A 25139-nucleotide genomic window follows, 5' to 3' on the forward strand; every position below is an offset into this window, starting at 1 on the left:
GAGCCCGCCATTATAGTGAATCGCGCCCCCCATCCGCTACAATGCGGGGTATTGTCGGGTTGCCCCGTTAGCCAAGGAGAAACGTCAATGCCGGTCACCCTGCAAAAGGTTGCCAAGGCCGAATGGGAACGGGATGCCCAGCTCGCCCTGGATCTCTCGCGTATCTACGCCGATGCCCCCGCCGAACGGCTGCCGCTGCCTGCCGATGCCTATATCCGCGATCAATTCGATCGGCAGGGGATATTCTGCTGTGCCCGCTTCAATGATCGCCTGCTGGGCGCCGTGGCGATGACGGTCGTCGACGGCGTCTGGTGGCTGTCGAACCTGTGCATTCGCAAGACCACCCGCCGCCGGGGCGTGGCGTCGAGGCTGGTGACGCTGATCTGCCAGGAAGCCTTCCGCGAAGGCTGCCTGCTGCGGGTCGCCGCCTCGATGCTGATGCTCGGTGACGAGCTGCTGCTCAAGCGACTGGGCTTCCGGTTGGTAGCGGGCGGCGAACACTACGAATTGGACCCCAAGATTTCACAAGGAGGTAACGGATGAGAGCACTGTTGCGCACGCTGCTGGCGGTGGTAGGGATACTGGGCTTGGTAGTGGTAGGTGCAGTGGTCTACATCACGACCTTCTTCGATCCCGAGGATCTGAAGCCGCATCTGGTCCAGGTGGCGCGAGACCAGAGCGGCCTGGAACTCAAGCTGGACGGGCCCCTGGCCTGGTCCTTCTATCCGCGCCTCGGTCTCAGCGTGGCCGATGCCGAGGCGCGCCTGCCCGACCAGCCCGAGAACGAGCAGGCCTTCCTGGCCTTCGAGCAGGCCGAGGTCAGTCTGGCCTTCGCGCCCCTGCTCTCCGGCAAGGTCGCCATCGACGGCCTGAGTCTGGATGGCATGCGCCTGAACCTCAAGCGTGACGCCGAGGGCCGCGGTAACTGGCAGACCCTGGTCAACCGGCTCGAGCGTCAGCAGGAGCAGGCTGCCCTCGAGGCCGAGGCGGCGCCGGCCGTTGTCGACGCCGAGAACGACGCTGATAGCGGCGAGATCACCAGCGAACTGCCCGCCGAACTGGGTGGCGAGCTGGGCGGCGAGAACGGCATCGCCGTGGCGCTGGATATCGCCCGGGTGTCGCTCACCGACGGCAGCATCCGCTACTCCGACCGCCAGAGCGGCCAGGCCTGGCACATCGATGCGCTCAACATCAGCGGCACCAATGTCACCCCCGCCAAGGCGTTTCCCCTCAGTGCCGACTTCACGCTGTCATCGTTTCTGATTCCGCAGGGGCAGTCCCGCGAGGCCGCGGCCCAGTGGGTCAGCCAGCTGACCCTCAAGAGCCGGGTACGCCTCGGTCTGGATGATGGCCGCTATGCGCTCGAGGGCCTGACGCTGGATACCGCCACCCGGCTGGAGGGTGCCGACGGCCAGCAGCAGAAGGTCAACCTCGCCGTGCCGAGTCTCGAGGCCGATCTCGCCGCCGGCCGCTATGTCCTCAAGGGCGGCAAGCTGGACGCCAGCCTGGCGCACTCCGCGCTCGGCGAGAAGGCGCTGCCGCTATCGCTGACCTTCGCCGCCGATGCCGACCTCGAGGCACAGACGCTGCGGATCAGCGAATGGCAGCTCAGCGGAGAAAACAGCCTGAAGCTCGGCGGCAACCTGCGCGTCGAACAACTGCTCGAAGCCCCGCAGTACCGTGGCCAGCTGACCCTGGCGCCGCTGTCGCTGCGCACCTGGCTCGAACGCCTGGGTAGCCTGCCCGAGACCGCCGATGACGCCGCACTCGGCAGCCTGGCGCTGTCGAGCCCGCTGGAAGGCGATCTCGAGCGGGTCAGCCTGCCGAGCCTGAACCTGACGCTGGATGACACCACCCTCAGCGGCTCGCTTTCCGCCGGCCTCGATGGTCGCTCGCTGGCGCTCGATCTGCAGGGCGACGTGCTGAACCTCGATCGCTACCTGCCGCCGGTCGAGGAGGGCAGCGGCCATGCACAGGCAAGTGCCCAGGGCGAGGCCTCCGGTCAGGCCGCTACCGGCGACGCCAGCCAGGCCGGGGCTGCCGCGGTCAGTCAGGCCGGTGGCGAGCTGGTGCCGGTGGCGACCCTCAAGGCCCTGGATCTGAAGGCGGATCTCGCCTTTGAGCGGCTCACCGTCAAGGGCATGGATCTCGAGCAGGTCGTGCTCGAGGCGCGCGGCGGCAGCGGCCAGCAGCGCCTGGAGCGCTTCGATGCGCGCTTCTTCGACGGCACGCTGGCCGCCAGCGCCGGCCTCGACCTGCGCGAGACGCCGCTGCGCTGGCGCTTTGCCCCGAAGATCGAGGGCGTGGCCGCCGCGCCCTTCATCGCCGCGCTCACCAGCAAGGAGTCCCCGCTGCGTGGCCGTCTCAACCTCTCCGGCGAGCTGACCGCCCGCGGTAACAGCGCGGGTGAGCTGCCGGCGCGGCTCAACGGCCAGCTGAATGCCCGCATCGTCGATGGCGCGGTGCTGAACGTCAACGTCTCCGAGGAGCTGTGCACCGCCGTGGCCCTGCTGGAAGGCAAGCAGACCAGCCGCGACTGGCACGCGGACACCCGCTTCGATCGGGCAGCCGCGACCCTCAATATCCGCGATGGCGAGGTGCGCAACGATGACCTGGAGATCAGCATTCCCGGCATTCAAGTGACCGGCGAAGGCAAGGTCGGCCTGGTCGACAAGCGCCTCGACTATCGCGCCGCGGCGCGCTTCGTCGATACCGCCGACGCCGCCTGCGAGGTCAATCCGCGCCTCACCAAGGTGCCGCTGCCGGTGCGCTGCGAAGGCAGCCTGTCCGGTGCGCCCGCCGACTGGTGCGGGTTCGATCGCGGCGCCTTCCGCGACGCCGTGGCGAAGCTCGCACGCCAGGAAGTCGAGGCAAAGGCCGGCGAGGAAGTTAAGAAACGCCTCGACGATGCCCTGGAAGGGCTCGATAAACGCATCGGCGAAGGAGCCTCCGGGGAACTTCGCGACGCCCTCAAGGGTCTGTTTCAGTAGTCGTGAGTTGCCCGTGATCCAGCGAGCCTCATGGCGAGTCGTTTCATGCAAGCCTGTCCTGCGCCGACCTCACCGTCGGCGCTTTTTTTTGGCGCTTCTCTTGTAACGCCTAATGGCGGCTTTGTGCCGGCATTAGGCCATCGCTACCATGAGGCGCCGCCGGTGATGCAAGGGCCGCACGCCCTCAGCCAGCTGTCCGCCACGTCACCCATCACGTCCACGCCTGCAAGCAGCATCATCCATGACCAAGTTGTCCATGACCGAATCGCCCATGACCGATCTCCCAGCCACCGTCGAACCCATCGCGCTCTCCCCCGAGGAGTTCCAGCGCCGCCTGATGACCTGGTTCGACGAATACGGCCGCAAGACGCTGCCCTGGCAGCAGAACACCACGCCCTATCGGGTCTGGGTCTCCGAGATCATGCTGCAGCAGACCCAGGTGGCCACGGTGATTCCCTACTACGAGCGCTTCATGGCGCGCTTTCCCGACGTGCAGGCCCTGGCCGAGGCTTCCCAGGACGAGGTACTGCACCTGTGGACCGGGCTTGGCTACTATGCCCGCGGTCGCAACCTGCACAAGGCCGCCCAGGTGGTCGTGAATGAGCATGGTGGCGCCTTTCCCGTCAACAGCGTCGAGGCCATGGCCGCGCTGCCCGGCATCGGCCGCTCCACCGCCGGGGCCATCATCAGCATCAGCACCGGTGAGCGGGCGGTGATCCTCGATGGCAACGTCAAGCGCGTGCTGACGCGCCTGCATGCCGTGGAAGGCTGGCCGGGTCGCCCCAGGGTCGAACGCCCCCTGTGGGCGCTTGCCGAGCGCTACACGCCCCACACGCGCCTGCCCGACCACACCCAGGCGATGATGGATCTCGGCGCCACCCTGTGCCGGCGTGGCAGCCCCAGCTGCCTGCTGTGCCCCTTCGAGGACGTCTGCCTGGCTCATGCCCGCAACCAGGAGAAGCGCTTCCCCGAATCCAAGCCCAGGAAGGCGCTGCCCGAACGCTCGACCATCATGCTGCTGCTGCACGACGAAGCGGGCCGTGTGCTGCTTCAGCAGCGCCCCGCCGTGGGACTGTGGGGCGGCCTGTGGTGTTTCCCCCAGTTCGACGATCGTGAGGCCCTCACGGCCTGGCTGGACGCTCACGCGCCCGATGCCGAGCTGGCGCCGGCCTGGGATGCCTTCAATCACACCTTCAGCCACTTCCGCCTGGCCATTACTCCGCAGCCCGCGCGAGGCCGTCAGGCCGCCGTGACCGAAGGCGGGGGCCTCTGGTATAACCCCAGCGAGCCGGCCAGCATTGGCCTGGCCGCGCCGGTCAAGGCGCTACTCGAGTCGCTGGCACGACTCGCCACCCCATCCAACCAGCAAGACCCGGAGTGAACCCATGAGCCAGACCGTGTTCTGCCGCAAGTACCAGCAGGAGCTCGAAGCCCTGCCGTTCCCGCCGCTGCCCGGCCAGAAGGGCCAGGAGATCCAGGCCAATGTGTCCAAGCAGGCCTGGGAGGAGTGGCAGGCGCTGCAGACCCGCCTGATCAACGAGAAGCACCTGAGCATGCTCGACCCCAAGACTCGCGAGTATCTGATGGAGCAGATGGAGCGCTTCCTGGACAATCGCGATACCGACCAGGCCGAAGGCTACGTACCGCCCAGCCAGTGAATTTGCTTCCTTCCATCTCTTTGAAAGAAAAAGGGTTGACGTGAAGAAAGCTTTCTAGTTAAATACGTCCTCGTTGGCACGGGCCAGATAGCTCAGTTGGTAGAGCAGGGGATTGAAAATCCCCGTGTCGGGGGTTCGATTCCCTCTCTGGCCACCAAAGTGTTGGGGTATAGCCAAGTGGTAAGGCACCGGTTTTTGGTATCGGCATTCGCAGGTTCGAGTCCTGCTACCCCAGCCACGCCAACCCAGATTCAGTAGCATCATCTAGCACTTGTGGTGAGTTGCGCCTGCCGGCATAGCTCAGTTGGTAGAGCAACTGACTTGTAATCAGTAGGTCCCGGGTTCGACTCCTGGTGCCGGCACCATTAAGCAGCACGCACAAGTGATTGGATATGAAGAGGTCGCCCATCGAGGCGGCTTTTTTGTTTGTGCGAAGGAAAGTCATCCCTCCACAAACAGTATCTATCCACACCCACCTCGCCTTACATCCCCCTGTGGATGACTCGCCGGCAGCATCGCCCCGTGCGGCTCTTTGAGCGGCTTCTCGGCTCATGCCGGCCCTGCACCTTCCGTACTTCTCTGACGGCCGCACAGATGTCCACAGCCGCTTTTCAGGTATGGCATCGCTGGGCCGCCCTTATGCGTTGTCACGACGCCCCCTTGAAAGTTTCAGCTCCCATGCCCACATCCACGCTGGCCGCCCCATGCCGAGGCTGGGGGGCGACGAGTCACGGATCCACATCACAAGAAGAACCGACCCACGGCCATGTGCCGGGCTGGATCTGAACCTATTTCACAGACGCTTTTTACAGAAGTGACGGAGGTGATTTAGTGTCAGTACAGACCGCAACCCGCCAAGCTTTCGAAGCCACCCGCGCGCCGCGTGATCCCTATCCCACGCGCCTGAAGCAGCCGCTGGACATGCCCTGGCTCAAGCGCCAGGAAGCGGTGGTGAAGGGCCGCGCCGAGGATGGCCCACTGGACCCGGGTCAGCTCGAGCGCTTCGAGCGTGAAGGCTTCCTGTTCGAACCCAACTTCCTCTCCGGGCGCGAGCTCGATGAGCTGCGCGATGAGTTGAAGGCGCTGCTGGAATGCGAGGACTACGCCGGGCGCGACTTCAGCATCACCGAACCCGACAGCCAGGAGATTCGCTCGCTGTTCGCGGTGCACTTCCTCTCGACGCGCTTCTCAAGGCTCGCCGAGGATGAGCGGCTGATGGGCCGCGCCCGCCAGATCCTCGGTGGCGAGCCCTATGTGCATCAGTCGCGCATCAACTACAAGCCCGGTTTCCAGGGCAAGGGCTTCAACTGGCACTCGGACTTCGAGACCTGGCACGCCGAGGACGGCATGCCGGCCATGAACGCCGTCAGTGCCTCGATCGTGCTCACCGACAACCACACCTTCAATGGGCCGCTGATGCTGATTCCCGGCTCGCACCGGGTGTTTGTGCCCTGCCTGGGCGAGACGCCGGACGATCACCACAAGCAGTCGCTGAAGACCCAGGAGTTCGGCGTGCCGAGTCGCGAGGCGCTGACCCAGTTGATCGAGCGTCATGGCATCGAGGCGCCCACGGGCGCCGCGGGCGGGCTTCTGCTGTTCGACTGCAACACCCTGCACGGCTCCAACGCCAACATGTCGCCGGACCCGCGCAGCAACGCCTTCTTCGTTTACAACCGCCGCGACAACGCCTGCCGCGAGCCCTATGCGGCGAAGCGCAAGCGGCCGGATTTCCTGGCGCATCGCCCGGGGGAGGGCTGGAGCGCGGAGCGGCACTAAGAGAAGGCCCCGGCCCCGGGATCGGGATCGGCATTGTTCTTTGGTGGCGGGGCGCCTCACGGGGCGATGCGTGAAGTAGACTGGCGAGACCACTTATCGTGAGGGATGTGCGCCGCGCGGCATCGCTCTATGTTTCTGCTCTCTGCCAGGAGAATCGCCCCCATGCATTTCGTGCCCCGTTATACCGACGGTCAGGACTTTCCCCATGCACTCGGCAAGATCGTCTGCGTGGGGCGCAACTACGCCGAGCACGCCAGGGAGCTGGACAACCCGGTGCCCAGCGCGCCGCTGTTGTTCATCAAGCCGGCCACGGCGGCGGCACCGCTGAAGGAGCCGATCGCGATCGCGGCCTCGCGGGGCGAGGTGCATTTCGAGACCGAGCTGGCGCTCTTGATCGGCGAGCCGCTGACCGAGGCCAGCCCGGCGGAAGCCGAGCAGGCGGTGGCCGGCATCGGTCTGGCGCTGGACCTGACTCTGCGCGAGGTGCAGAGCCGCCTCAAGGAAAAGGGCCACCCCTGGGAGATCGCCAAGGCCTTCGACGGGGCCTGTCCGCTGTCGCCCTTCCTGCGCCTCAATGGCCCGCTGGACTGGTCGCGCCTTAACTTCTCGCTGGATATCAACGACGAGCGCCGCCAGACCGGCGACACCGCGGACCTGCTGTTCCCGATCCCGGAACTGCTGGCCGAGATGAGCCGCCACTTCACGCTCGCGCCCGGCGACGTGGTGCTCACCGGCACCCCGGCCGGGGTCGGGAGGCTGCCCCGGGATGCCCGCCTGCACTTCGATCTCAACGGCTGGCTCGAGCTCGATACCACCACTGCGCCCTGACGCTTGGCTTGACCCGATCCGATGGCGCTGAGCTTGTCCTGGCCCTGCCTCTACTCCTGTCCCTGTCTTGTCCGGACACGACACCGCCCCGCCGGTTGCCTGGCAGGGCGATGCCGTTGGTAGGGGCCATGGTCGCGGCGGCGCTGCGTGACATGCTCGGCCCAAGGGCTGTGCTAGGTTGTCGTGACTGCCACGAAGGAGGCTGACCATGCCCCATCAGACTCACCCGCTGCTCACCAGTCGCCCCTTCACCGAGAAGGGCAAGGTCGTCTCCGCCGAGGAGGCGGTGAACCTGATCCGCGATGGTGATGCCGTGGCCACCGGCGGTTTCGTCGGCATCGGCTTCGCCGAGCACCTGGCGGTGGCCCTGGAGGAGCGTTTCCTGGCGACCGGCCAGCCGCGGGATCTCACCCTGATGTACGCCGCCGGTCAGGGCGACGGCAAGACCCGCGGGCTCAACCACCTGGGGCATGAGGGGCTGGTGGCGCGGGTGATTGGCGGCCACTGGGGGCTGGTGCCCAGGCTGCAGAAGCTCGCCATCGAGGGCCGCATCCAGGCCTGGAACCTGCCTCAGGGGGTGATCTCTCACCTGTTTCGCGACATCGCCGCCGGCAAGCCCGGCACCCTGAGTCGGGTGGGCCTCGGGACCTTCGTCGATCCGCGCCTCGACGGCGGCCGCATCAACGACGTGACCTCCGAGGAGCGGGTGTCGCTGATGCCCATCGACGGCGAGGAGTACCTGTTCTACAAGGCGCTGCCGCTGCAGGTGGCGCTGCTGCGGGGCTCCACCGCCGATCCCCTGGGCAACATCAGCATGGAGCGCGAGGCGCTGACCATCGAGTCGCTGGCCATCGCCACGGCGGTGCATAACTCCGGCGGCCTGGTGATCGTGCAGGTCGAGCGGCTGGCCGAGCGGGGCACCCTGCCGGCACAGAGCGTCCGGATCCCCGGCATCCTGGTCGACTGTGTGGTGGTCTGCGATGACCCGGAGCATCACTGGCAGACCTTCAGCACCCGCTACAACCCGGCCTATTCCGGCGAGATCAAGGTGCCGATGGCCGCCCCCGAGCCGATGGCGCTGTCGGCCCGCAAGATCATCGCCCGACGCGCGGCCTTCGAGCTTAAGCCCAACAGCGTGGTCAACCTGGGGATCGGCATGCCCGAGGGCATCGGCCCAGTGGCAAGCGAGGAACGGGTGCTGGAGCTGATGACCCTGACCGCGGAGCCCGGGGTGATCGGGGGCCTGCCCGCCAGCGGGCTGAACTTCGGCGCCGCCCTGAACGTTCAGGCGATCATCGACCAGCCGGCCCAGTTCGACTTCTACGACGGTGGCGGCCTGGACATCGCCTTTCTCGGCATGGCGCAGATCGACGGCCAGGGCAACGTCAACGTCTCGAAGTTCGGGCCCCGGCTGGCCGGCGCCGGCGGCTTCATCAACATCAGCCAGAACGCCCGCCGAGTGGTGTTCATGGGCACCTTCGTGGCAGCGGTCGAGGAGCTTGCCATCGTCGATGGCGAGGTGAGGCTCGCCGCGGGCGGGGTCAAAAAGTTCGTAGCCAGTGTCGAGCATCGCACCTTCAGCGGTGCGCTGTCCGCCGCCGAGCACAAGCCGGTGCTCTACGTGACCGAGCGCTGCGTGTTCCGCCTGACCCCCGAGGGCCTGGTGCTCGACGAGATCGCCCCCGGGGTGGATCTCGAGCGGGACGTGCTGGCGCTGATGGACTTCACGCCGCTGATGCCGGTGCCGCCGCGGCAGATGGATGCGCGCATCTTCGTTGAGGAGGCGATGGGCCTGCGCGAGGACCTGCTGCATCTACCGCTGGCTCAGCGCTTCACCTTCGACCCCGAGGAAGAGGTGTTCTTCATCAACTTCGAGAACTTGAAGGTCAGCGCCCGGGCGGATATCGACGCCATTCGCGAGACCGTCGAGGCCTGGCTGACCCCGCTTCAGCGCAAGGTCGACGCCATCGTCAACTACGACAACTTCCGCATCGACGAGGACCTGCTGGGCGCCTACACGGAGATGGTCAGCGACCTGGAGGCGCGCTTCTATTCGCGAGTCACCCGCTATACCACCAGCGGTTTCTTGCGCATGAAACTCGGCGACGCCCTGGAGCAGCGCTCGGTGGCCGCGCATATCTACGAGAGCGCCGAGGAGGCCCGGGCGCACCTGAAGCCCTAGCCTGACCCCTTAGTCTGACCCCCTAGCCTGAAACGCCAGTAGGCAGGCCTGGGAGGAAGATGGAGCCGACCGATACGACACCGCCCCGCCAGTTGCCCGGCGGGGCGGTGTCGTGTGAGGCGTGTTGATAAGCAGCGGTGTGATAAGCAGTGGTGTGATCAGGAGCGGTGTACTGGTGGCGCTGAGGCGCGCGATCAGCCCAGGTAGGTGTAGCTCTGCAGCCCGGCATGCAGGTCGTCGAGGAAGGCGCGGCGCTGCGACTCGGGCAGGCCGCTTTCCTCGAGCTGGCGGGTCAGGTGGCGGCGCAGCACCTCGGCATCGAAGTTGACGTAGCCCAGCACCCCGGCCACGTCGTCGCCGCGAATCGCCTCGGAGAGTACCCAGTGACCGTTCGCGTCCAGCGCGGCGTCCACCGAGTCGGTGTCGCCGAACAGGTTGTGCAGGTCGCCGAGGATCTCCTGATAGGCGCCGACCAGGAAGAAGCCGAGCAGCTTCTCGTCGTCATGCTGCCAGTCCGGCAGGGGCAGGGTGGCCTCGACGCCCTGGCCGTCGACGTAGCTGTCGATGCGCCCGTCGCTGTCGCAGGTGATGTCCTGCACCACGGCGCGGCGGCTCGGTTCACGGTCGAGCCCTGAGAGCGGCAGCACCGGGAAGATCTGCTGGATGCCCCACACATCGGGCACCGACTGGAACAGCGAGAAGTTGACGAACAGCTTGTCGGCGAGCTTCTCGGCCAGCTCGTCGAGGATCTCCCGGTGGGCGCGGTTGCGGGCATCGAGTTGGCCGCGCAGCCGGGTGCAGGCGGCAAAGTAGACGGCCTCGCCCTCGGCGCGGGCGGTGATGTCAGCAAGCCCAAGCACGAAGCGGTCCTGCAGCTCGGCCATCGCCTGCACCAGGTCATGATAGGCCTCGACCAGCCCGCGGGGCTCCTGGCTGGCCTCCAGCGCATCGTGGACCCGCCACAGCTCCTGTACCTCGGTATCCTGCGTGACGCGGGCCGCCGGGGGCGCCTCGCCGATGCGTTCCTCGCCGATCACGTTGGTGATCAGCACCGCGTGGTGAGCGGTCAGGGCGCGGCCGGATTCGCTGATCAGGTGCGGATGGGGCAGGTCCTCGGCGTCGCAGGCCTGGCGGAAGGCGGCCACCACGTTGCTGGCGTACTCGCGCATCGAGTAGTTGATCGAGCATTCGCTTCGCGAGCGGGTGCCCTCGTAGTCGATGCCCAGGCCCCCGCCGACATCGACGGTATCCACCGGGGCGCCGAGCTCGCGAAGGCTCTGGTAGAAGCGGGCGCATTCGCGCAGGCCGCGCTGGATGTCACGGATGTTGGCGATCTGCGAGCCGAGGTGAAAGTGCACCAGCTGCAGGCTCTCAAGTGACTCTGCATCGCGCAGGCGCTCGACCACGCCGAGGATCTGGCTGGCGGTGAGGCCGAACTTCGATTTCTCGCCGCCGGTATTCTGCCACTTGCCCTTGCCCACCGAGGCAAGCCTTGCACGCAGGCCGATGCGTGGCGTGACCTCGAGGCGTTGGGCCTCTTCGAGAATCAGCTCCAGCTCGGAGAACTTCTCGACCACCAGGTAGACCTTGTGGCCGAGTTTCTCGCCCATCAGCGCCAGGCGCACATACTCCCGGTCCTTGTAGCCGTTGCAGACGATCAAGGAGGGGCCGTCACCGGAAAGGGCGAGTACCGCCAACAGCTCCGGTTTGCTGCCGGCCTCCAGGCCGACTCGACCGCGGCCGCGCTCCTGGGTGGCGAGGATCTCCTCGACCACCCGGCGCTGCTGGTTAACCTTGATCGGGTAGACCGCGGTGTAGCCGCCGCCATAGGCCTCGTCCTGCATCACGCTATCGAAGGCCGCACAGAGCTGCTCGACCCGGTCATGCAGGATGTCGGTGAAGCGCACCAGCACCGGCAGGCGTAGGCCCGCCGCGCGCAGCTCGTCGACCAGGCCATCCAGCGGCAGGCTGGGGCCTTCTACCTCGCTGCCCAGTGGGCGCACCAGGGCGTGGCCCTGATCATCGACGTCGAAGTAGCCGCTGCCCCACTGATCGATGTTGTAGGTGCGGCGTGCCTTGGCGGCGGGTGAGGTCATGTCGCTCTCCTGAGCTGGCGCGATGACGGAAACGGTGCCGCATTATGCCGCGGGGCAGCGCGACTGTCAGGGGCTTGTGGGGAGTGCTACGACGACGCCCGCCGAACAGGCGGGCGTCGAGGGCGGGTTCTCAAGGACTGGCTCTCAAGGACTGGTTCTCAAGGACTGGTTCTCAAGGACTGGTTCTCAAGGACTGGTTCTCAGGGACCGAGCATCAAGGGCCGAGGACAGCCATGCGATCAGGCCGGTAGCGGCAGGGCCCCCTCGAGGCGCTGGCCGAGAATGGTGCGGAACCGTTCGGGGTCATGGGGCGTGAGGTCGTGGGCCGGCGGGTCCACGTAGACCACCAGCAGGCGCGAGAGCCAGTAGCGCAGCGCGGTCATGCGCAGCATCATCGGCCAGGCGTCGCGCTCGTTGCCGGTCAGCGCCCGGCGGGCCTGATAGGCCGAGAGGATGGCGTCGTGGCGGGCCTTGTTCAGGCGGCCGTCGTCGTCGGTTGCCCAGTCGTTGATGACGATCGCCAGGTCGAAGAGCAGGTCGCCGGTGCAGCCGTTGTAGAAGTCGATGAGGCCGCCCAGTTGCTCGCCGTCGAACAGGGTGTTGTCACGGAACAGGTCGCCGTGGAGGGCGCCCTGGGGCAGGTCGGGGGCATCGCCGAAGAAGACCTGATAGGCGTCGACCTCGTCGCTCATCAGCGCCTGGTCTTCGGGCGAGAGGTAGGCCAGCACCCGGTGGTGCATGGGCACCAGCCAGTGCAGGTCCCGGGGGTTGGGGCGTTGGCCCTCGAAGTGGCTCGACACGGTGTGCATGCGGCCGAGGGTGTCGCCGAGGGCGCGGCACTGGGCGACGCTCGGGGCGCTCGGGTGCTTGCCGGGCAGGCGCGGGAACAGCAGCGCGGGCTTGCCGGCCAGGCTCTGCAGGGCGACGCCATCGCGGTCGTGCAGCGGGCCGGGCACCGGCAGGCGGTGTTCGTCCAGGAAATCGAGCAGGTCGACGAAGAACGGCAGTTCCTCGTGCTCGCCCTGCTCGAACAGTGTCAGCACCAACTCGCGGGAGTCGGTGGACACGAAATAGGTGGTGTTCTCGGTACCGCTGGCCACGCCCTTGAGGCCTTTAAGGGAGCCGGCCTCGAAGCGTGTCAGGAAGTCCGCGACCTGCGCGTCGTCAAGCGGGGTGAATACGGCCATGTCTCTCTCGCCCAGGATGCCAAGCTGCACATTGTACCGGCTTGCCGGCGCGATGCACGGCCCACGTCATCAGTCCTTCGGCTGAGCCATGTCCTGCGCCAGGCGTGGGGTCACCACTCGATCAGTACCCAGCGGGGAATCGCGATCTGATCGCCGGACTGGCGGGCGAAGTTGCCATCGCCGTCTTCATCGACCAGGTAGTAGGACGGGCCGACCTTGGGGGTGATCTTGATCGCGTAGAGCTGGCCGTTGACCCGGTATTCCTCGATGGTGCGCTCTTCCAGCTGGCGGATGGTCACGTCCGGCTCGACGTCGGTGGACTGAGCCAGCGCCGGCGTGGCGGCGACCAGGGCCAGACTCATGCTAAGGACCAGGCCAAGGGTCAGGGCCGGCACAAGCCTCGACGAGAGCAGAGTCGACGAGAGCAGAGTGTTCGGTGAAGTGCGTCGCGGCATGGCGGCCTCCTGTCATCCGGGGAAGCGAGCGACGAAACAGTGTTCACGCTCGATGAGGCCAGTGTAGGCCAGCCGGGGCGAGCCAGGCGAGCCTGACGTGATGCGGGGAGCTGCGTATCATGGGCGCCAGTGATCTTGCTCAAGGAATCGGTTCATATGGCCACCCCGCCCATCGTCCTCGTCGACGGCTCCTCGTACCTGTACCGCGCCTTCCATGCCCTGCCGCCGCTGACCACCTCCAAGGGCCAGCCGACCGGGGCCGTGAAGGGCGTGCTCAACATGCTCAAGAGCCTGATCAAACAGTACCCGGACAGCCCCATGGCGGTGGTCTTCGATGCCAAGGGCAAGACCTTCCGCGACGAGATGTTCGAGCAGTACAAGGCTCACCGGCCGCCGATGCCGGACGACCTGCGCAGCCAGGTGCAGCCACTGCATGACTGCGTGAGGGCGCTGGGCCTGCCGCTTTTGTGCATCGAGGGTGTCGAGGCCGATGACGTGATCGGCACCCTGGCGCGCCACGCCACCGAGGCCGGGCGGGACGCGGTGATCTCCACCGGTGACAAGGACATGGCCCAGCTGGTCAACGCCCACATCACCCTGGTCAACACCATGAAGGGCGAGACCCTCGATGTGGACGGCGTCAACGAGAAGTTCGGCCTGCCGCCGGAGCTGATCATCGACTTCCTGGCGCTGATGGGCGACAAGGTCGACAACATCCCGGGGGTGCCAGGCGTCGGCGAGAAGACCGCGCTTGGCCTCTTGCAGGGCATGCAGGGTGGGCTCGACACCATCTACGGCGACCTGGAGCGGATCAAGTCGCTGAGCTTCCGCGGCGCCAAGACGCTTGGCAAGAAGCTCGAGGCGCATCGCGACGAGGCCTTCCTCTCGCATCAGCTCGCCACCATCAAGACCAACTGCGAGCTGCCGGTGGGGCTTGATGATCTCGACATCGCCCATCCGGACCGCGAGGCGCTGATCGAGCTGTACCGGGAGATGGAGTTCAAGGCCTGGCTCTCCGACCTGCTCGAGGGCAAGGACGAGGCAGCCGGAAGCAAACCTGCCGGCGATACGGCGACCGCCGCCCAGGCGGGAGCATCCGACGAAAGCCAGGATGAAGCCGAGGCCGATACCCCCTCGTCACAGCGCGTGGATCGGGTGATTCTCGACCAGGCCGACTTCGATGCCTGGTGTGAGCGCCTGGCGGGGAGCGACGCCTTCTGCTTCGATCTGGAGACGACGAGCCTCAACTACATGGAGGCCGAGATCGTCGGCATCGGGCTGGCCCTGGAGGCCGGCGAGGCTGCCTATATTCCGCTGGCTCACGACTACCTCGACGCCCCCGCCCAGCTCGATCGCAGGGCGGTGCTCGAGGCGCTGACGCCGCTGCTCGAGGATGCCACCAAGGCCAAGATCGGCCAGAACCTCAAGTACGACATCTCGGTGCTGGCCAGCTACCACATCCGGGTGGCCGGGCCGCTTCACGACACCATGCTCGAGTCCTACGTGCTCAACTCCACCGCCACTCGCCATGACATGGACTCGCTGGCGCTCAAGTACCTGGGCGAGAAGACGGTGAGCTTCGAGGAGATCGCCGGCAAGGGGGCCAAGCAGCTGACCTTCAACCAGATCGCCCTCGAGCAGGCCGCCCCCTACGCCTGCGAGGACGTCGACATCACCCTGCGCCTGCACCATACGCTTCGCCCGCGTCTCGAGCAGGAGGGCCGTGTCGCCGAGGTGCTGGACGGCCTCGAGCGCCCGCTGATCCCGGTGCTCTCGCACATCGAGCGCACCGGCGTGGCACTGGACGCCGAGCGCCTGCATACCCAGAGCCGCGAGCTTGAGACGCGTATCCGCGAGCTCGAGGCTCGCGCTCACGAGCTCGCCGGACGCGAGTTCAACCTGGGCTCGCCCAAGCAGCTCGGCCAGATCCTCTTCGAGGAGCAGAAGCTGCCGGTCAAGAAGAAGACCCCCAAGGGCGCTCCCTCCACCGCCGAGGCGGTGCTCGAGGAGCTGGCGCTGGACTTCCCGCTGCCCAAGGTGATCATCGAGCATCGCGGGCTCTCCAAGCTCAAGTCGACCTACACCGACAAGCTGCCGCTGCTGGTCAACAAGGCCACCGGCCGGGTGCACACCAGCTACCACCAGGCGGTGACCGCCACCGGGCGGCTGTCATCCAGCGATCCCAACCTGCAGAACATTCCGATTCGCACCGAGGAAGGGCGCAAGATCCGCCAGGCCTTCATCGCCCGGCCCGGCTACAAGATCGTCGCCGCCGACTACTCCCAGATCGAGCTGCGCATCATGGCGCATCTCTCCGAGGATGCCGGCCTGCTCGAGGCCTTCGCCGAGGATCGTGACATCCACGCCGCGACCGCCGCGGAGGTGTTCGGCGTCGAGCTTTCCAAGGTCACCACCGAGCAGCGGCGCAGCGCCAAGGCGATCAACTTCGGGCTGATCTACGGCATGAGCGCCTGGGGGCTGGGCAAGCAGCTCAACATCGAGCGCAACCAGGCCCAGACCTATATCGACCGCTACTTCGACCGCTACCCCGGGGTGGCCCGCTACATGGAGCGCATTCGCGCCCAGGCCGCGGAAGACGGCTTCGTCGAGACCGTCGCCGGCCGCCGGCTCTACCTGCCCGAGATCAAGGCGCAGAATCAGGGCCGCCGCCAGGCCGCCGAGCGCACCGCCATCAACGCCCCCATGCAGGGCACGGCCGCCGACATCATCAAGCGCGCCATGATCGACGTGCACGCCTGGCTAGCGGAGGGCGAGATGGATGCCTGGATGGTCATGCAGGTGCACGACGAACTGGTCTTCGAGGTGAAAAACGAGCAGGTCGACGACTTCATCGACGCCGTGAAGACCCGCATGCGCGATGCCGCCGATCTGAAGGTGCCGCTGATCGTCGAGGCCGAAAGCGGCATCAACTGGGACGAAGCGCACTGAGCACAGCTGCTCGGCAACAGTCTTGAACGCACAAAACCATCAGCCCGGCTTAGGCCGGGCTGATGCGTATTGGGAAGAAAAGCGGGCAGGGCGGTCGCCATGAAGGAGAGGCGCTTCCGCTAGAAAAGCATCGGCGCAATATACAAGGTGCTTCACACTACATGCTGGCCGCGCGCTCGGTGAGGCATTCATCCGAGGCCATCTCGAACTCCCGGCAGATCAGCGGCCTGTTTTCGTAGATGGTGCACATCAGGGTGTCGCGATCGAGCGCCGAGCACCAGCCATCCTCCAGGCGCCGCATCGTCTCTCCGCCCCATTCGTCCACCTCGATATGGCGCTCCGGCACGCCGGTATCCGTAAAGATGACCACCTCCAGGCGGCAGCAGCAGGCCTGGCAGTTCGAGCAGGAGACGTCGGATACCGGCAGGTTCTTCGCTTCGATGGGCGTCATGTAAGACCGCAGTAATGGAGATTTGCCGTCATCATACGCCAGCATTGCGGCGTTTTCGCGACGCGTTTGGCGCAGCAGGCCCCTGAGCCATCAACGACACTGCCTGTGCCGGGCGCTTCTGCGAGCATCCCATCCCGTCATCATGACAGCCAGTCCTTGAAGGTTTGCGCGGCCCGCTTCAGCGGCTCCTTGATCCCGTGCACCAGAAAATCATGCTTCCTGGAATCGTACACAAAGTCGCCCACCCGTCGCAGTCGGCCTTCCCTGACGGCTTGAGACACCATGAAATCCCAACCGAGGCTCACGCCCAGGCCCTCCAGAGCGGCGTTGTAACTGAGAGAGACCTGATTGAATTTCAAGCCATGGGGTTTGGGGGCGTACGCTTCGTTGAAGTGGGCAAACCAGTCGACCCAGTCGATGCAGTCCCAGGCACTGGAATCCAGTTCAATCAGCGGAAGCGCCTTTAGCTCTTGAAGCGTTTGGTGCTCAGGTAGCGCAAGGTCCGGCCGGCAGACGGGATAGACGCGTTCAGCGAACAAGGGCTGCGCATCCAGCCCTGGCCAGCCTCCGCTGCCAAAGAGAATACCGAAGTCATACTCCTCGATGACCGCCGGTGTCATCCCATTGTCGGACTGGATGCTCACCGTGATCTCCGGGTGCTCACGGTTAAACGCCATGACCCTGGGGAACAGCCAGTAATGGGAGACCGCGTGGGTAGCGATCACGGTGACCGTATTGGCATCCTGCCGCTGACGAATCCGCTCAATACCGCTGGATAACTGTGCCAGCGCGGGCTGGATTTCCTGCAGCAAGGCGGCGCCGGCGGAGGTCAGCTCGATACCCCGCGCATGCCTGAGAAACACCGGGGAGCGGGTGTGCTCCTCGAGCGTTCTGACTTGCTTGCTGACGGCGCTTTGGCTGAGGTGAAGCTCCTCGGCCGCCGAGGAAAAGCTACCGTGCCGGGCGACGGCCTCAAATGCCGACAAGGCATGGATGGGCGGAAGACGTTTAAGCTTGGTGATCAACAGACTGATCCGAAAGCGGTGATGAGTGGATATCTGCTGATTATCTTGCGCCAGTGATGCCGGGAAAGACAGCCTACCCGCCATGCCGGTATGGCATACCCTCATGCGGTATTGTCGCTACTGGCCGCACTGCCCGGGCCGGTAGAGTCACTCACTTCTTGAACATCAAACGCGATGGGGGAGTGAACATGATCCGGACCGGAGTGCTACTGGGGGCGGCCGCCGGCGCCTGCTGGGGGCTGGTTTTCTTAAGTCCCCTGGTACTGAGCGCGTTCAGCGCCCTTGAAATTGCCGCTGGTCGGTTCCTGGTTTACGGCGTGGTGTCGCTGGTCTGTCTGCTTCCGTTCGTCCGCACCTTGTCTAAGCGCCTCACTCCATCAGATGTCATGTTGCTGTTGTTGCTGGGTGCCTGTGGCAATGTCGCCTTTTTTGCCCTCCTGGCGGCGTCGATCCAGAAGGTCGGCGTTGCACCGGCTTCCCTGATTGTGGGCCTGGTACCGGTGGTGGTGACGGTCCTGGGAAGACATGACCAGGGGGCTGCTTCCCTCCGACAATTGGCCTGGCCCCTGGCGTTGGTTCTCGCCGGCGTGGCCTGCATCAATCTGGATACGCTGGGTAGCGTTTCGGCATCCTCCAACAGTCTGACCGACGTCATTCAGGGGCTGATCTTTGCCTGTGCCGCCCTGGCAAGCTGGAGCCTGTTTGCGGTGCTGAATGCTCGAGCCCTCAAGTCCCTTGCGAGCGTGTCCAGTCAACAGTGGTCCTACCTGACGGGCCTGGCGTCCGGCCTGTGGGCTCTGGTGCTGGCTTGCGTGGTTTGGGGCGGCGGTTTTTCGCCTTTAGAACCGCAGGCCAACGTACTGGAGCCGATCGTCGTGGACCGGGACTGGCAACTGTTCTGGCTTGTCAGCGTTGGCATCGGCATCGCCGGTTCGTTAATCGCGAACGCCTGTTGGAATGGCGCGTCCCGGCGTCTTCCGCTGACCCTAACCGGGCAGGTATTTGTGTTTGAACCTCTCTTCGCGCTGCTCTATGGCTTCGTCTACGAGGCTCGTGCACCAAGAGCGATGGAGATGGTGGCCATCGCCCTGATGATCACCGGCGTGCTCTGGACCATCCGGAAGCACGCCCCCCGCAACAGGGCATTCGTAGAGGCGTCCTGACAGGAGGCAGTGGTCGAGGCAGCGCGAACTCGCCGGGTGCTGGTCGCCTCATCGATCGGCTCGGCTGAGCGGCTTGACCACCGAGTAAGTCGTGCGCCGGCATGCGAGGGCCGGTACTGACGGCCATGGGGAAGATAAACGAAGGCCCGCGGCAATGCCGCGGGCCTTCATGTCTTTCAGCTGGTCAGGCGCTCGGGCCCCGCGGGCTTAGCGCCAGCCGACGCGGTCGAAGATGCGCACCGCCTGGGGGTTGTTCTCGCCCAGCACGCTGACGTTCAGGTCGTCGCGCTTGAAGTCGCCCCAGGAATCCAGCACCTCGTCGATGGCAACGCCGTCGACCACCGGGAACTCGTGGTTGCCCTTGGAGAACAGCGCCTGGGCTTCATCGGAGGCCAGGAACTCAAGGAAACGCTGGGCATTTTCCGGGTGCGGGGCGCCCTTGATCATGCCTGCGCCACCGACGTTGATATGGGCGCCACGACCGTCCTGGTTGGGGAACAGGATATTGATCGACTCGGCGGCCTCGCGGGTGGCCTCATCATCGGACTCGAGCATGCGCACGTAGTAGTAGTGATTGGCCACGGCCACGTCGCACTCGCCGCTGGCCACGCCGAGCAGCTGGTCGGTGTCGCCGCCCTCGGGGTCGCGAGCCAGGTTGTCGACCACGCCCTGCGCCCATTGCTCGGCGCCTTCCTCGCCGTGATGGGCGATCATCGAGGCCAGCAGGGACTGGTTGTAGATGTTGTTCGAGGAGCGGATGCACACCCGGCCCTCGAGGCTCGGGTCGGCGAGGGCTTCATAGGTGGAAATCTCGCTCGGGTCGATGGCTTCCGGGTTGTAGAAGATGGCCCGCACGCGCTGGCTGAAGCCGAACCACTTGCCCTCGGGGTGGTGCATGGCTTCGGGCAGGCGCTCGTCGAGCAGCGCGGAATCGACCGGGGCGAAGATGTCCTCCTCCTCGGCGCGCCACAGGCGGCCGGCGTCCACGGTCATCATGATGTCGGCGGGACCGGCCTCGCTCTCCAGCAGGATGCGCTGGATCAGTTGGTCGGAGTTGCCCTCGAGCACGTTGACGTCGATGCCGGTCTTCTCGGTGAAGGCGTCATAGAGCGCCTGATCCGAGTCGTAGTGTCGCGCCGAGTAGATGTTCACGGAGTCGGCCAGGGCCTGGCTCGAGACGACGGAGCCGGCCAGCAGGGCGGCGAGGGGCAGGACGTGACGGCGTTGCAGGGGCATCGGAAACCTCGTGAGCATGCGAGAACCTGAAATTGAATGATAATGCGTTGCATTAACCATGCTGCCATTGAAGCGCTTGCGGGGGGCAACGTCAACTGCCATTGCACCCGGTTGTCGCGGCAGCGGTCAGCGACTCGGCAGAAAGCGGGCATGACATGACCCAGGTCATGACGCCGTCGGGGGCGTCATGTCGTCGCCGCGTGCGTCGGGGCCGGCAAAGCGAGTAAACTGCATGCACTTAGGACGCATTCCCGCTTTCACGCTGCGGTGCACGCCGCAGACGGACGAGATGAGACGACGAGCTTCCATGACCTCCCAAGCGATCCCGACCGACACCGACCGCCAGGTGTTCCACGAGGCCCCCGTCCTCGCCATGCATCACATCCGCCACGCCTATGGCCAGCATCAGGCGGTGGAGGATGTCAGCCTGTACGTGGAGCAGGGCGAGGTGGTCTGTCTGCTGGGCCCCTCCGGCTGTGGCAAGACCACGCTACTGCGTATCGTCGCCGGCCTGGAGACCGTGCAGGAAGGAGGCGTCGATCTGGGGGGGCGGCCGATCGGCCGCCCCGGCAAGCCGCATGTGCCGCCGGAGAAGCGCAACGTGGGGCTGGCCTTCCAGGATTCGGCGCTGTTCCCGCACCTCTCCGTGCTCGACAACGTGGCCTTCGGGCTCGAATCCCTGCCCGGCAAGCAGCGTCGGGCACGGGCCATGGAGCTCTTGGCGCAGCTGGGCATGGAGGGCTATGCCAAGAGCTTCCCGCATACCCTCTCCGGCGGGCAGCAGCAGCGGGTGGCGCTGGCCCGTGCGCTGGCGCCGGCGCCCTCGCTGATGCTGCTGGACGAGCCCTTCTCGAGCCTGGACGCGCGCCTGCGCGATCGCATCCGCGACGATACCCTGCATGTGTTGAAGCGGGTCGGCGCGGGCGCCCTGCTGGTCACCCACGACCCGGAAGAGGCGATGTTCATGGCCGATCGCATCGCCCTGATGCGCGATGGCCAGATCGTGCAGATGGGCACGCCGCTGGAGCTCTATTGCGCGCCCAAGGATCCCTTCGTGGTGACCTTCTTCGGTGAGGTCAACGAGATGGCCGGCGAGGTATGCGGCGGGCGGGTGACGACGCCGGTCGGCGAGGTGCCGGCAGACGAGCTGCCGGACGGCTGCCCGGTGCGGGTACTGATCCGCCCCGAGGCGCTCAAGGTGGTGACGCTGGACGAGGCGCCGGTTGAGCCCCATAGCCATGAGCATCACCGTCATGAGCCTCACAGCCATAAACCTCACAGCCATGTGGTGATGGCCAAGTTGCTGGGCCGCTCGAGCCTGGTGCACATCTGCGCCCACGGCGCGGATGGCTGGGAAGCCCACCTCCACGCCCGGGTGCCGGGCGTGTTCCTGCCCGAGGAGGGCCAGCCGGTGATGATCCAGCTGGACCCGTCACAGGTCTTTGTCTTTCCCGCCGACGGCGCCGCTGCCGGGGCGTGAGCCCCGGATCGCCAGGCTCAACAGAATCACCGGAATGATCCCCACCGCCACGATGGTCAGTGAGGCGGTGGAGGCCTCGGCGAGGCGCTCGTCCGCCGCCAGATTGTGGGCCCGTACCGCCAGGGTGTCGAAGTTGAAGGGCCTCAGGATGATGGTCGCCGGCAGCTCCTTCATCACGTCCACGAACACCAGAATCGCGGCGGCCAACAGGCTGCCGCGGATGATCGGCGTGTGGACCTTGCGCAGGGTGCCGCCGGCGGTCTGACCCAGGGTGCGGGCCGCGGCGTCCATGCTCGGTGTCACCTTGCCAAGGCTCGCCTCGATGGCGTTGAAGGACACTGCCAGAAAGCGCACCACATAGGCATAGATCAGGATGAAGGCGGAGCCGCTGAACAGGAGCCCGACCATCATGCCGAAGTGCTCGTTCATGACGGCGTTGAGGCGCTGATCCAGCCACGAGAAAGGAATCAGGATGCCCACCGCCACCACCGAGCCCGGCACTGCATAGCCGATGGCGCCGATGCGGGTGGCCAGACGCGTCACCGGACGCGGGTTCAGGCGCGCGCCATAGCTCAGCACCAGCGCCAGACCCACCGCCACCAGGGCGGCAATGGCCGCCAGTATCAGGCTGTTACCGGCGAATTCCAGGAACTGGGCGCCGAACAGGTCATCCCCGCCCTGCACCGAGAGATAGCCCAGCAGGCCGCTGGGAATCAGGAAGCCCACCAGGATCGGCGTCAGGCAGCAAAGGCACGCCGCCGCGCCCCGCCAGCCGCGCAGGTGAAACTCGGGCAGCTGCTGGTAGCGGCCCGAGGTGTGGAAGTAGCGCCGCTTGCCCCGTGACCAGCGCTCCAGCAGCACGAAGATGATCACGAAGGCCAGCAGGCAGGCCGCCAGCTGGGCGGCGGCGATCTGCTCACCCATGCCGAACCAGGTGCGGTAGATGCCGGTGGTGAAGGTATCGACGCCGAAGTACTGCACCGCGCCGAACTCGTTGAGGGTCTCCATCAGCGCCAGCGACACGCCGCCGACGATGGCGGGCCGGGCCAGCGGAATCGCCACGCTGGAGAATAGCCGCCAGGGCCCGCGCCCCAGGGTCCGGCCCACGTCCAGCACGCACACCGACTGCTCGAGGAAGGCCGCCCGGGTCAGCATGTAGACGTAGGGGTAGAGCACCAGGGTGATCAGCGTGGCGGCGCCGCCCAGCGAGCGGATATCGGGGAAGAAGTAGTCGCCGCGGCCCCAGTCGAAGGCCTCGCGCAGCCAGGTCTGCACCGGGCCCGCGTACTGCAGGAAGTCCGTGTAGGCGTAGGCGATCACGTAGGTGGGCACCGCCAGCGGCAGCAGCAGCGCCCACTCGAAAAGCCGTCGCCCGGGGAAGCGACACATCACCACCAGCCAGGCCGTGCCGGTGCCGATCACGAAGGTGCCGAGGCCCACCGTCACCACCAGGAACAGGGTATTGCCGAGATAGCGCCCCAGCACGGTGCTGGCCAGGTGCTGCCAGATGCCGTCGGTGGGCACCAGGATATGGGCGAGCACCACGAGCACCGGCAGGGCCACGATCAGCGCGATGCCGATGGTCAGCACGCTCCAGGCGTTGAAGTGCAGCGACAGGCGACGAGCCAGGCTGGCCGGCCGAGAACTGGCGGGACTGGTCAAGCGGAGACTCCTTCCGGTGATGGCCTGGAACCGGCGAAACGAGACGGTGTCACGGGTGAGAATACTAGCGGATGCAAACACTATCGGGCGAGAGAGAGTGTCGGGCGAGAATAGTATCAGTCTGGGCCTGGCGCTGCAGCCTGCCGCGGACATCGCGCGACCTCGAGCGATCGCCGGGCAGGTCGTGAAGCGGCTCGCTCAGCGGGGCGCGTCGTCTCCCTCCTGTTGTGACTGTTGTGAGGGCGCCGCGGGAGCCAGCCAGCGCTGGGCCACGCGCCTGGCGCGGGTCAGGCTCGCGCAGTGCGTCAGCTCGCCGGCGGCGGTACGAATGCCGGCGCGGCGCAGCTTGACGATCTGGCGAGGCGACAGGCCGATCAGGATCAGCGCGACCCGCTGGCGGCGCATCTCGTCGACCAGGCGGCGCAAGGCGACGAGCGCCGTGCCGTCGATGCTCGGGACGCCGTGCATGTCCACCATCACGAGGCGGATCTCGGGGTCGACCGTCTGCAGCGACGACAGGGCCTTTTCGGCGACACCGAAGAACATGGGGCCGTTGATATCGTAGAGGGCCACGCGAGGCGGCAGATCCCGCACCTCGGGGTCGCCGTCGAGGGGGCGGGCGGTGGTGCGGGTCAACTGAGTCATGCGATGGATGAACAGGGCCGCGGCCAGGCCGATGCCCACCGATACCGCCAGCACCATGTCAAACAGCACCGTCAGCACGAAGCAGATCACCAGAATGGCCACATCCCCCGAGGGGGCCGAACGCAGGCTGTACACGAACATGCGAGCCTCGCTCATGTTCCAGGCGATGAGGAACAGCAGCGCGGCCAGCGACGTCATCGGCACCAGCCCCAGCAGCTCGGCCAGCGCGATCACCGCCAGCAGTACCACCAGGGCATGTACCACGGCCGCGATCGGCGAGCGTGCGCCGCTGCGGATATTGGTGGCGGTGCGTGCCAGGGCGCCGGTGGCGGTGATGCCGCCGAAGAAGGGCACGACGATGTTGCCAAGCCCAAGGCCGATCAGTTCGGCATTGGGGTCATGCCGGGTGCGGGTCATGCCGTCGGCGACCACGGCACACAGCAGCGACTCGATGGCTGCCAGCATGGCAATGGCGAAGGCCGGGCCGAGCAGGGAGCGGATCAGGTCGAAGCTCATCGTCAGCGGTTCGCCCGCTGCGTCGGGCATCTGCCAGGGCAGGGCGAACGTCGGGGCGATCGGTGGAATGCCGATGCCGCTCTTGCCCTGGGCGCTCCACTCAAAGCGAGAGGCGATGGTGGCGATGTCGCCTCCCCACCAGTGATTGGCGATATAGGCGGCCAGTGCCCCCGCGACCAGTCCCGCCAGCGGCGCGGGCACCGGCGTCCGCAGCCGCGGCCACGCCAGCAGCACCGCCAGGGTGATCATGCCGATGGCAAGCTCGGCGGGGCGAGTCTCGGGCAGGGCGCGCAGGATATGCGTTAGGCTGTCGGTGAAGTGCTCGCCCCGCGCGACCTCCAGGCCGAGGAAGTCCGGTACCTGCAGGGTAGCGATCACCACCGCGATCCCGGCGGTAAAGCCGAGCACCACCGGGTATGGCACGAACTGGATCAGCGCCCCCAGACGTGCCAGCCCCAGGCCGACCAGGATCATGCCCGCCATCAGGGTGGCGATCAGCAGGCCGCCCAGGCCGTAGTGCTGCACGACCGGCAGCAGGATCACCACGAAGGCGGCGGTAGGCCCCGACACGCTGAAGCGCGAGCCACCGCTGAGGGCGATCACGATGCCGGCGACGATGGCCGTATAGAGCCCGTACTGGGGCGCCACCCCGGTGGCGATCGCCAGCGCCATCGACAATGGCACGGCCACGATGCCGATGGTCAGGCCGGCGAGGATGTCATGGCGCAGGTCCTCGAGCCGGTACCCCGCCTGCCAGGCGGCCAGCAGGCCGGTGCCGAGGCGAAGACGGTGCCTTCGCGAAGAGGAAGATGGCATGGCAGATCCTTCTAGCCGGGTGAA

At 66.2% G+C, this 25139-nt stretch carries 18 protein-coding genes and 3 tRNA genes; 13 read left to right on the forward strand and 8 right to left on the reverse strand.

All coding sequences use genetic code 11. The annotated features are described in order from the left end of the window. Positions 1-87: 87 nt before the first annotated feature. The 10 genes from IEJ03_RS01770 to IEJ03_RS01815 all read left to right on the forward strand — a co-directional run bounded on the left by IEJ03_RS01770 (position 88) and on the right by IEJ03_RS01815 (position 9434). Positions 88-543 (forward strand): acetyl-CoA sensor PanZ family protein, encoded by a 456-nt coding sequence (locus tag IEJ03_RS01770; RefSeq protein ID WP_192036024.1) that lies wholly within the window; start codon positions 88-90, stop codon positions 541-543. Further along, the gene (locus IEJ03_RS01775; protein ID WP_192036025.1) at positions 540-2990 is read left to right on the forward strand and encodes an AsmA family protein; all 2451 of its coding nucleotides are present in this window, start codon (positions 540-542) and stop codon (positions 2988-2990) included. The genes IEJ03_RS01770 and IEJ03_RS01775 overlap by 4 nt, the downstream gene beginning before the upstream one ends. A 271-nt stretch (positions 2991-3261) precedes the next feature. Continuing rightward, entirely contained in the window at positions 3262-4371 is a 1110-nt protein-coding gene (gene mutY / locus IEJ03_RS01780; RefSeq protein WP_192037134.1) for an A/G-specific adenine glycosylase, read from the forward strand. A gap of 4 nt (positions 4372-4375) precedes the next feature. Continuing rightward, positions 4376-4648 (forward strand): oxidative damage protection protein, encoded by a 273-nt coding sequence (locus IEJ03_RS01785; protein WP_136254172.1) that lies wholly within the window; start codon positions 4376-4378, stop codon positions 4646-4648. Positions 4649-4729: 81 nt separating this feature from the next. Continuing rightward, a tRNA-Phe gene (locus IEJ03_RS01790) sits at positions 4730-4805 on the forward strand. A gap of 6 nt (positions 4806-4811) precedes the next feature. Further along, positions 4812-4886, forward strand: a tRNA-Gln gene (locus IEJ03_RS01795). A 51-nt stretch (positions 4887-4937) separates the two neighbouring features. After that, positions 4938-5013 (forward strand) — tRNA-Thr (locus tag IEJ03_RS01800). Positions 5014-5479: 466 nt separating this feature from the next. Then, a complete protein-coding gene (gene thpD / locus IEJ03_RS01805; protein ID WP_242458017.1) occupies positions 5480-6424 on the forward strand; it encodes an ectoine hydroxylase in 945 nt (314 codons plus the stop codon). Positions 6425-6586: 162 nt separating this feature from the next. Further along, entirely contained in the window at positions 6587-7252 is a 666-nt protein-coding gene (locus IEJ03_RS01810; protein WP_192036026.1) for a fumarylacetoacetate hydrolase family protein, read from the forward strand. A 208-nt stretch (positions 7253-7460) separates the two neighbouring features. Beyond that, complete coding sequence (locus IEJ03_RS01815; RefSeq protein ID WP_192036027.1) at positions 7461-9434, forward strand: acyl CoA:acetate/3-ketoacid CoA transferase; 1974 nt, start codon at positions 7461-7463, stop codon at positions 9432-9434. A gap of 194 nt (positions 9435-9628) precedes the next feature. Here the strand turns inward: IEJ03_RS01815 and speA are convergent, their stop codons facing one another. The 3 genes from speA to IEJ03_RS01830 form a co-directional block, all read right to left on the reverse strand. Next, a complete protein-coding gene (speA, locus tag IEJ03_RS01820) occupies positions 9629-11530 on the reverse strand; it encodes a biosynthetic arginine decarboxylase (RefSeq protein ID WP_192036028.1) in 1902 nt (633 codons plus the stop codon). Positions 11531-11769: 239 nt separating this feature from the next. Continuing rightward, entirely contained in the window at positions 11770-12717 is a 948-nt protein-coding gene (locus tag IEJ03_RS01825; protein ID WP_192036029.1) for a homoserine kinase, read from the reverse strand. A gap of 110 nt (positions 12718-12827) precedes the next feature. Continuing rightward, positions 12828-13079, reverse strand: coding sequence for a DUF2782 domain-containing protein (locus tag IEJ03_RS01830; RefSeq protein WP_192037136.1), 252 nt, complete (start codon positions 13077-13079; stop codon positions 12828-12830). A 249-nt stretch (positions 13080-13328) separates the two neighbouring features. On the opposite strand from IEJ03_RS01830, the gene polA reads away from it, so the two are divergent. Continuing rightward, complete coding sequence (gene polA / locus IEJ03_RS01835) at positions 13329-16121, forward strand: DNA polymerase I (protein ID WP_192036030.1); 2793 nt, start codon at positions 13329-13331, stop codon at positions 16119-16121. Positions 16122-16278: 157 nt separating this feature from the next. Here polA and IEJ03_RS01840 read toward each other — a convergent pair whose 3' ends face one another. Together IEJ03_RS01840 and IEJ03_RS01845 are read right to left on the reverse strand one after the other, a co-directional pair. Continuing rightward, the gene (locus tag IEJ03_RS01840; RefSeq protein WP_192036031.1) at positions 16279-16572 is read right to left on the reverse strand and encodes a YkgJ family cysteine cluster protein; all 294 of its coding nucleotides are present in this window, start codon (positions 16570-16572) and stop codon (positions 16279-16281) included. Positions 16573-16712: 140 nt separating this feature from the next. Further along, complete coding sequence (locus IEJ03_RS01845; protein WP_192036032.1) at positions 16713-17597, reverse strand: LysR substrate-binding domain-containing protein; 885 nt, start codon at positions 17595-17597, stop codon at positions 16713-16715. A gap of 158 nt (positions 17598-17755) precedes the next feature. On the opposite strand from IEJ03_RS01845, the gene IEJ03_RS01850 reads away from it, so the two are divergent. Further along, entirely contained in the window at positions 17756-18760 is a 1005-nt protein-coding gene (locus IEJ03_RS01850) for a DMT family transporter (protein ID WP_192036033.1), read from the forward strand. A gap of 207 nt (positions 18761-18967) precedes the next feature. Here the strand turns inward: IEJ03_RS01850 and IEJ03_RS01855 are convergent, their stop codons facing one another. Next, a complete protein-coding gene (locus IEJ03_RS01855) occupies positions 18968-19996 on the reverse strand; it encodes a Fe(3+) ABC transporter substrate-binding protein (RefSeq protein ID WP_192036034.1) in 1029 nt (342 codons plus the stop codon). A gap of 307 nt (positions 19997-20303) precedes the next feature. Here IEJ03_RS01855 and IEJ03_RS01860 point away from each other — a divergent pair, with 307 nt between their 5' ends. Next, positions 20304-21476: an ABC transporter ATP-binding protein gene (locus tag IEJ03_RS01860; protein ID WP_192036035.1), complete on the forward strand. Its 1173-nt coding sequence runs from the start codon at positions 20304-20306 to the stop codon at positions 21474-21476. On the opposite strand, the gene IEJ03_RS01865 is transcribed toward IEJ03_RS01860, so the two are convergent. Then, the gene (locus IEJ03_RS01865; protein WP_192036036.1) at positions 21429-23138 is read right to left on the reverse strand and encodes an iron ABC transporter permease; all 1710 of its coding nucleotides are present in this window, start codon (positions 23136-23138) and stop codon (positions 21429-21431) included. The two genes, IEJ03_RS01860 and IEJ03_RS01865, sit on opposite strands and share 48 nt — an antisense overlap. A gap of 198 nt (positions 23139-23336) precedes the next feature. Further along, entirely contained in the window at positions 23337-25115 is a 1779-nt protein-coding gene (dauA, locus tag IEJ03_RS01870) for a C4-dicarboxylic acid transporter DauA (RefSeq protein ID WP_192036037.1), read from the reverse strand. Positions 25116-25139: the final 24 nt, after the last annotated feature.

Origin of the sequence: Halomonas sp. YLGW01 (assembly GCF_014840935.1) — a bacterium.
Classification (GTDB): domain Bacteria; phylum Pseudomonadota; class Gammaproteobacteria; order Pseudomonadales; family Halomonadaceae; genus Onishia.

Coding starts and splice junctions, on each gene's coding strand:
- IEJ03_RS01770 (WP_192036024.1), top strand. CDS start 88: ATGCCGGTCACCCTGCAAAAGGTTGCCAAGGCCGAATGGGAACGGGAT.
- IEJ03_RS01775 (WP_192036025.1), top strand. CDS start 540: ATGAGAGCACTGTTGCGCACGCTGCTGGCGGTGGTAGGGATACTGGGC.
- mutY (WP_192037134.1), top strand. CDS start 3,262: ATGACCGATCTCCCAGCCACCGTCGAACCCATCGCGCTCTCCCCCGAG.
- IEJ03_RS01785 (WP_136254172.1), top strand. CDS start 4,376: ATGAGCCAGACCGTGTTCTGCCGCAAGTACCAGCAGGAGCTCGAAGCC.
- IEJ03_RS01810 (WP_192036026.1), top strand. CDS start 6,587: ATGCATTTCGTGCCCCGTTATACCGACGGTCAGGACTTTCCCCATGCA.
- IEJ03_RS01815 (WP_192036027.1), top strand. CDS start 7,461: ATGCCCCATCAGACTCACCCGCTGCTCACCAGTCGCCCCTTCACCGAG.
- speA (WP_192036028.1), bottom strand. CDS start 11,530: ATGACCTCACCCGCCGCCAAGGCACGCCGCACCTACAACATCGATCAG.
- IEJ03_RS01825 (WP_192036029.1), bottom strand. CDS start 12,717: ATGGCCGTATTCACCCCGCTTGACGACGCGCAGGTCGCGGACTTCCTG.
- IEJ03_RS01830 (WP_192037136.1), bottom strand. CDS start 13,079: ATGAGTCTGGCCCTGGTCGCCGCCACGCCGGCGCTGGCTCAGTCCACC.
- polA (WP_192036030.1), top strand. CDS start 13,329: ATGGCCACCCCGCCCATCGTCCTCGTCGACGGCTCCTCGTACCTGTAC.
- IEJ03_RS01840 (WP_192036031.1), bottom strand. CDS start 16,572: ATGACGCCCATCGAAGCGAAGAACCTGCCGGTATCCGACGTCTCCTGC.
- IEJ03_RS01855 (WP_192036034.1), bottom strand. CDS start 19,996: ATGCCCCTGCAACGCCGTCACGTCCTGCCCCTCGCCGCCCTGCTGGCC.
- IEJ03_RS01860 (WP_192036035.1), top strand. CDS start 20,304: ATGACCTCCCAAGCGATCCCGACCGACACCGACCGCCAGGTGTTCCAC.
- dauA (WP_192036037.1), bottom strand. CDS start 25,115: ATGCCATCTTCCTCTTCGCGAAGGCACCGTCTTCGCCTCGGCACCGGC.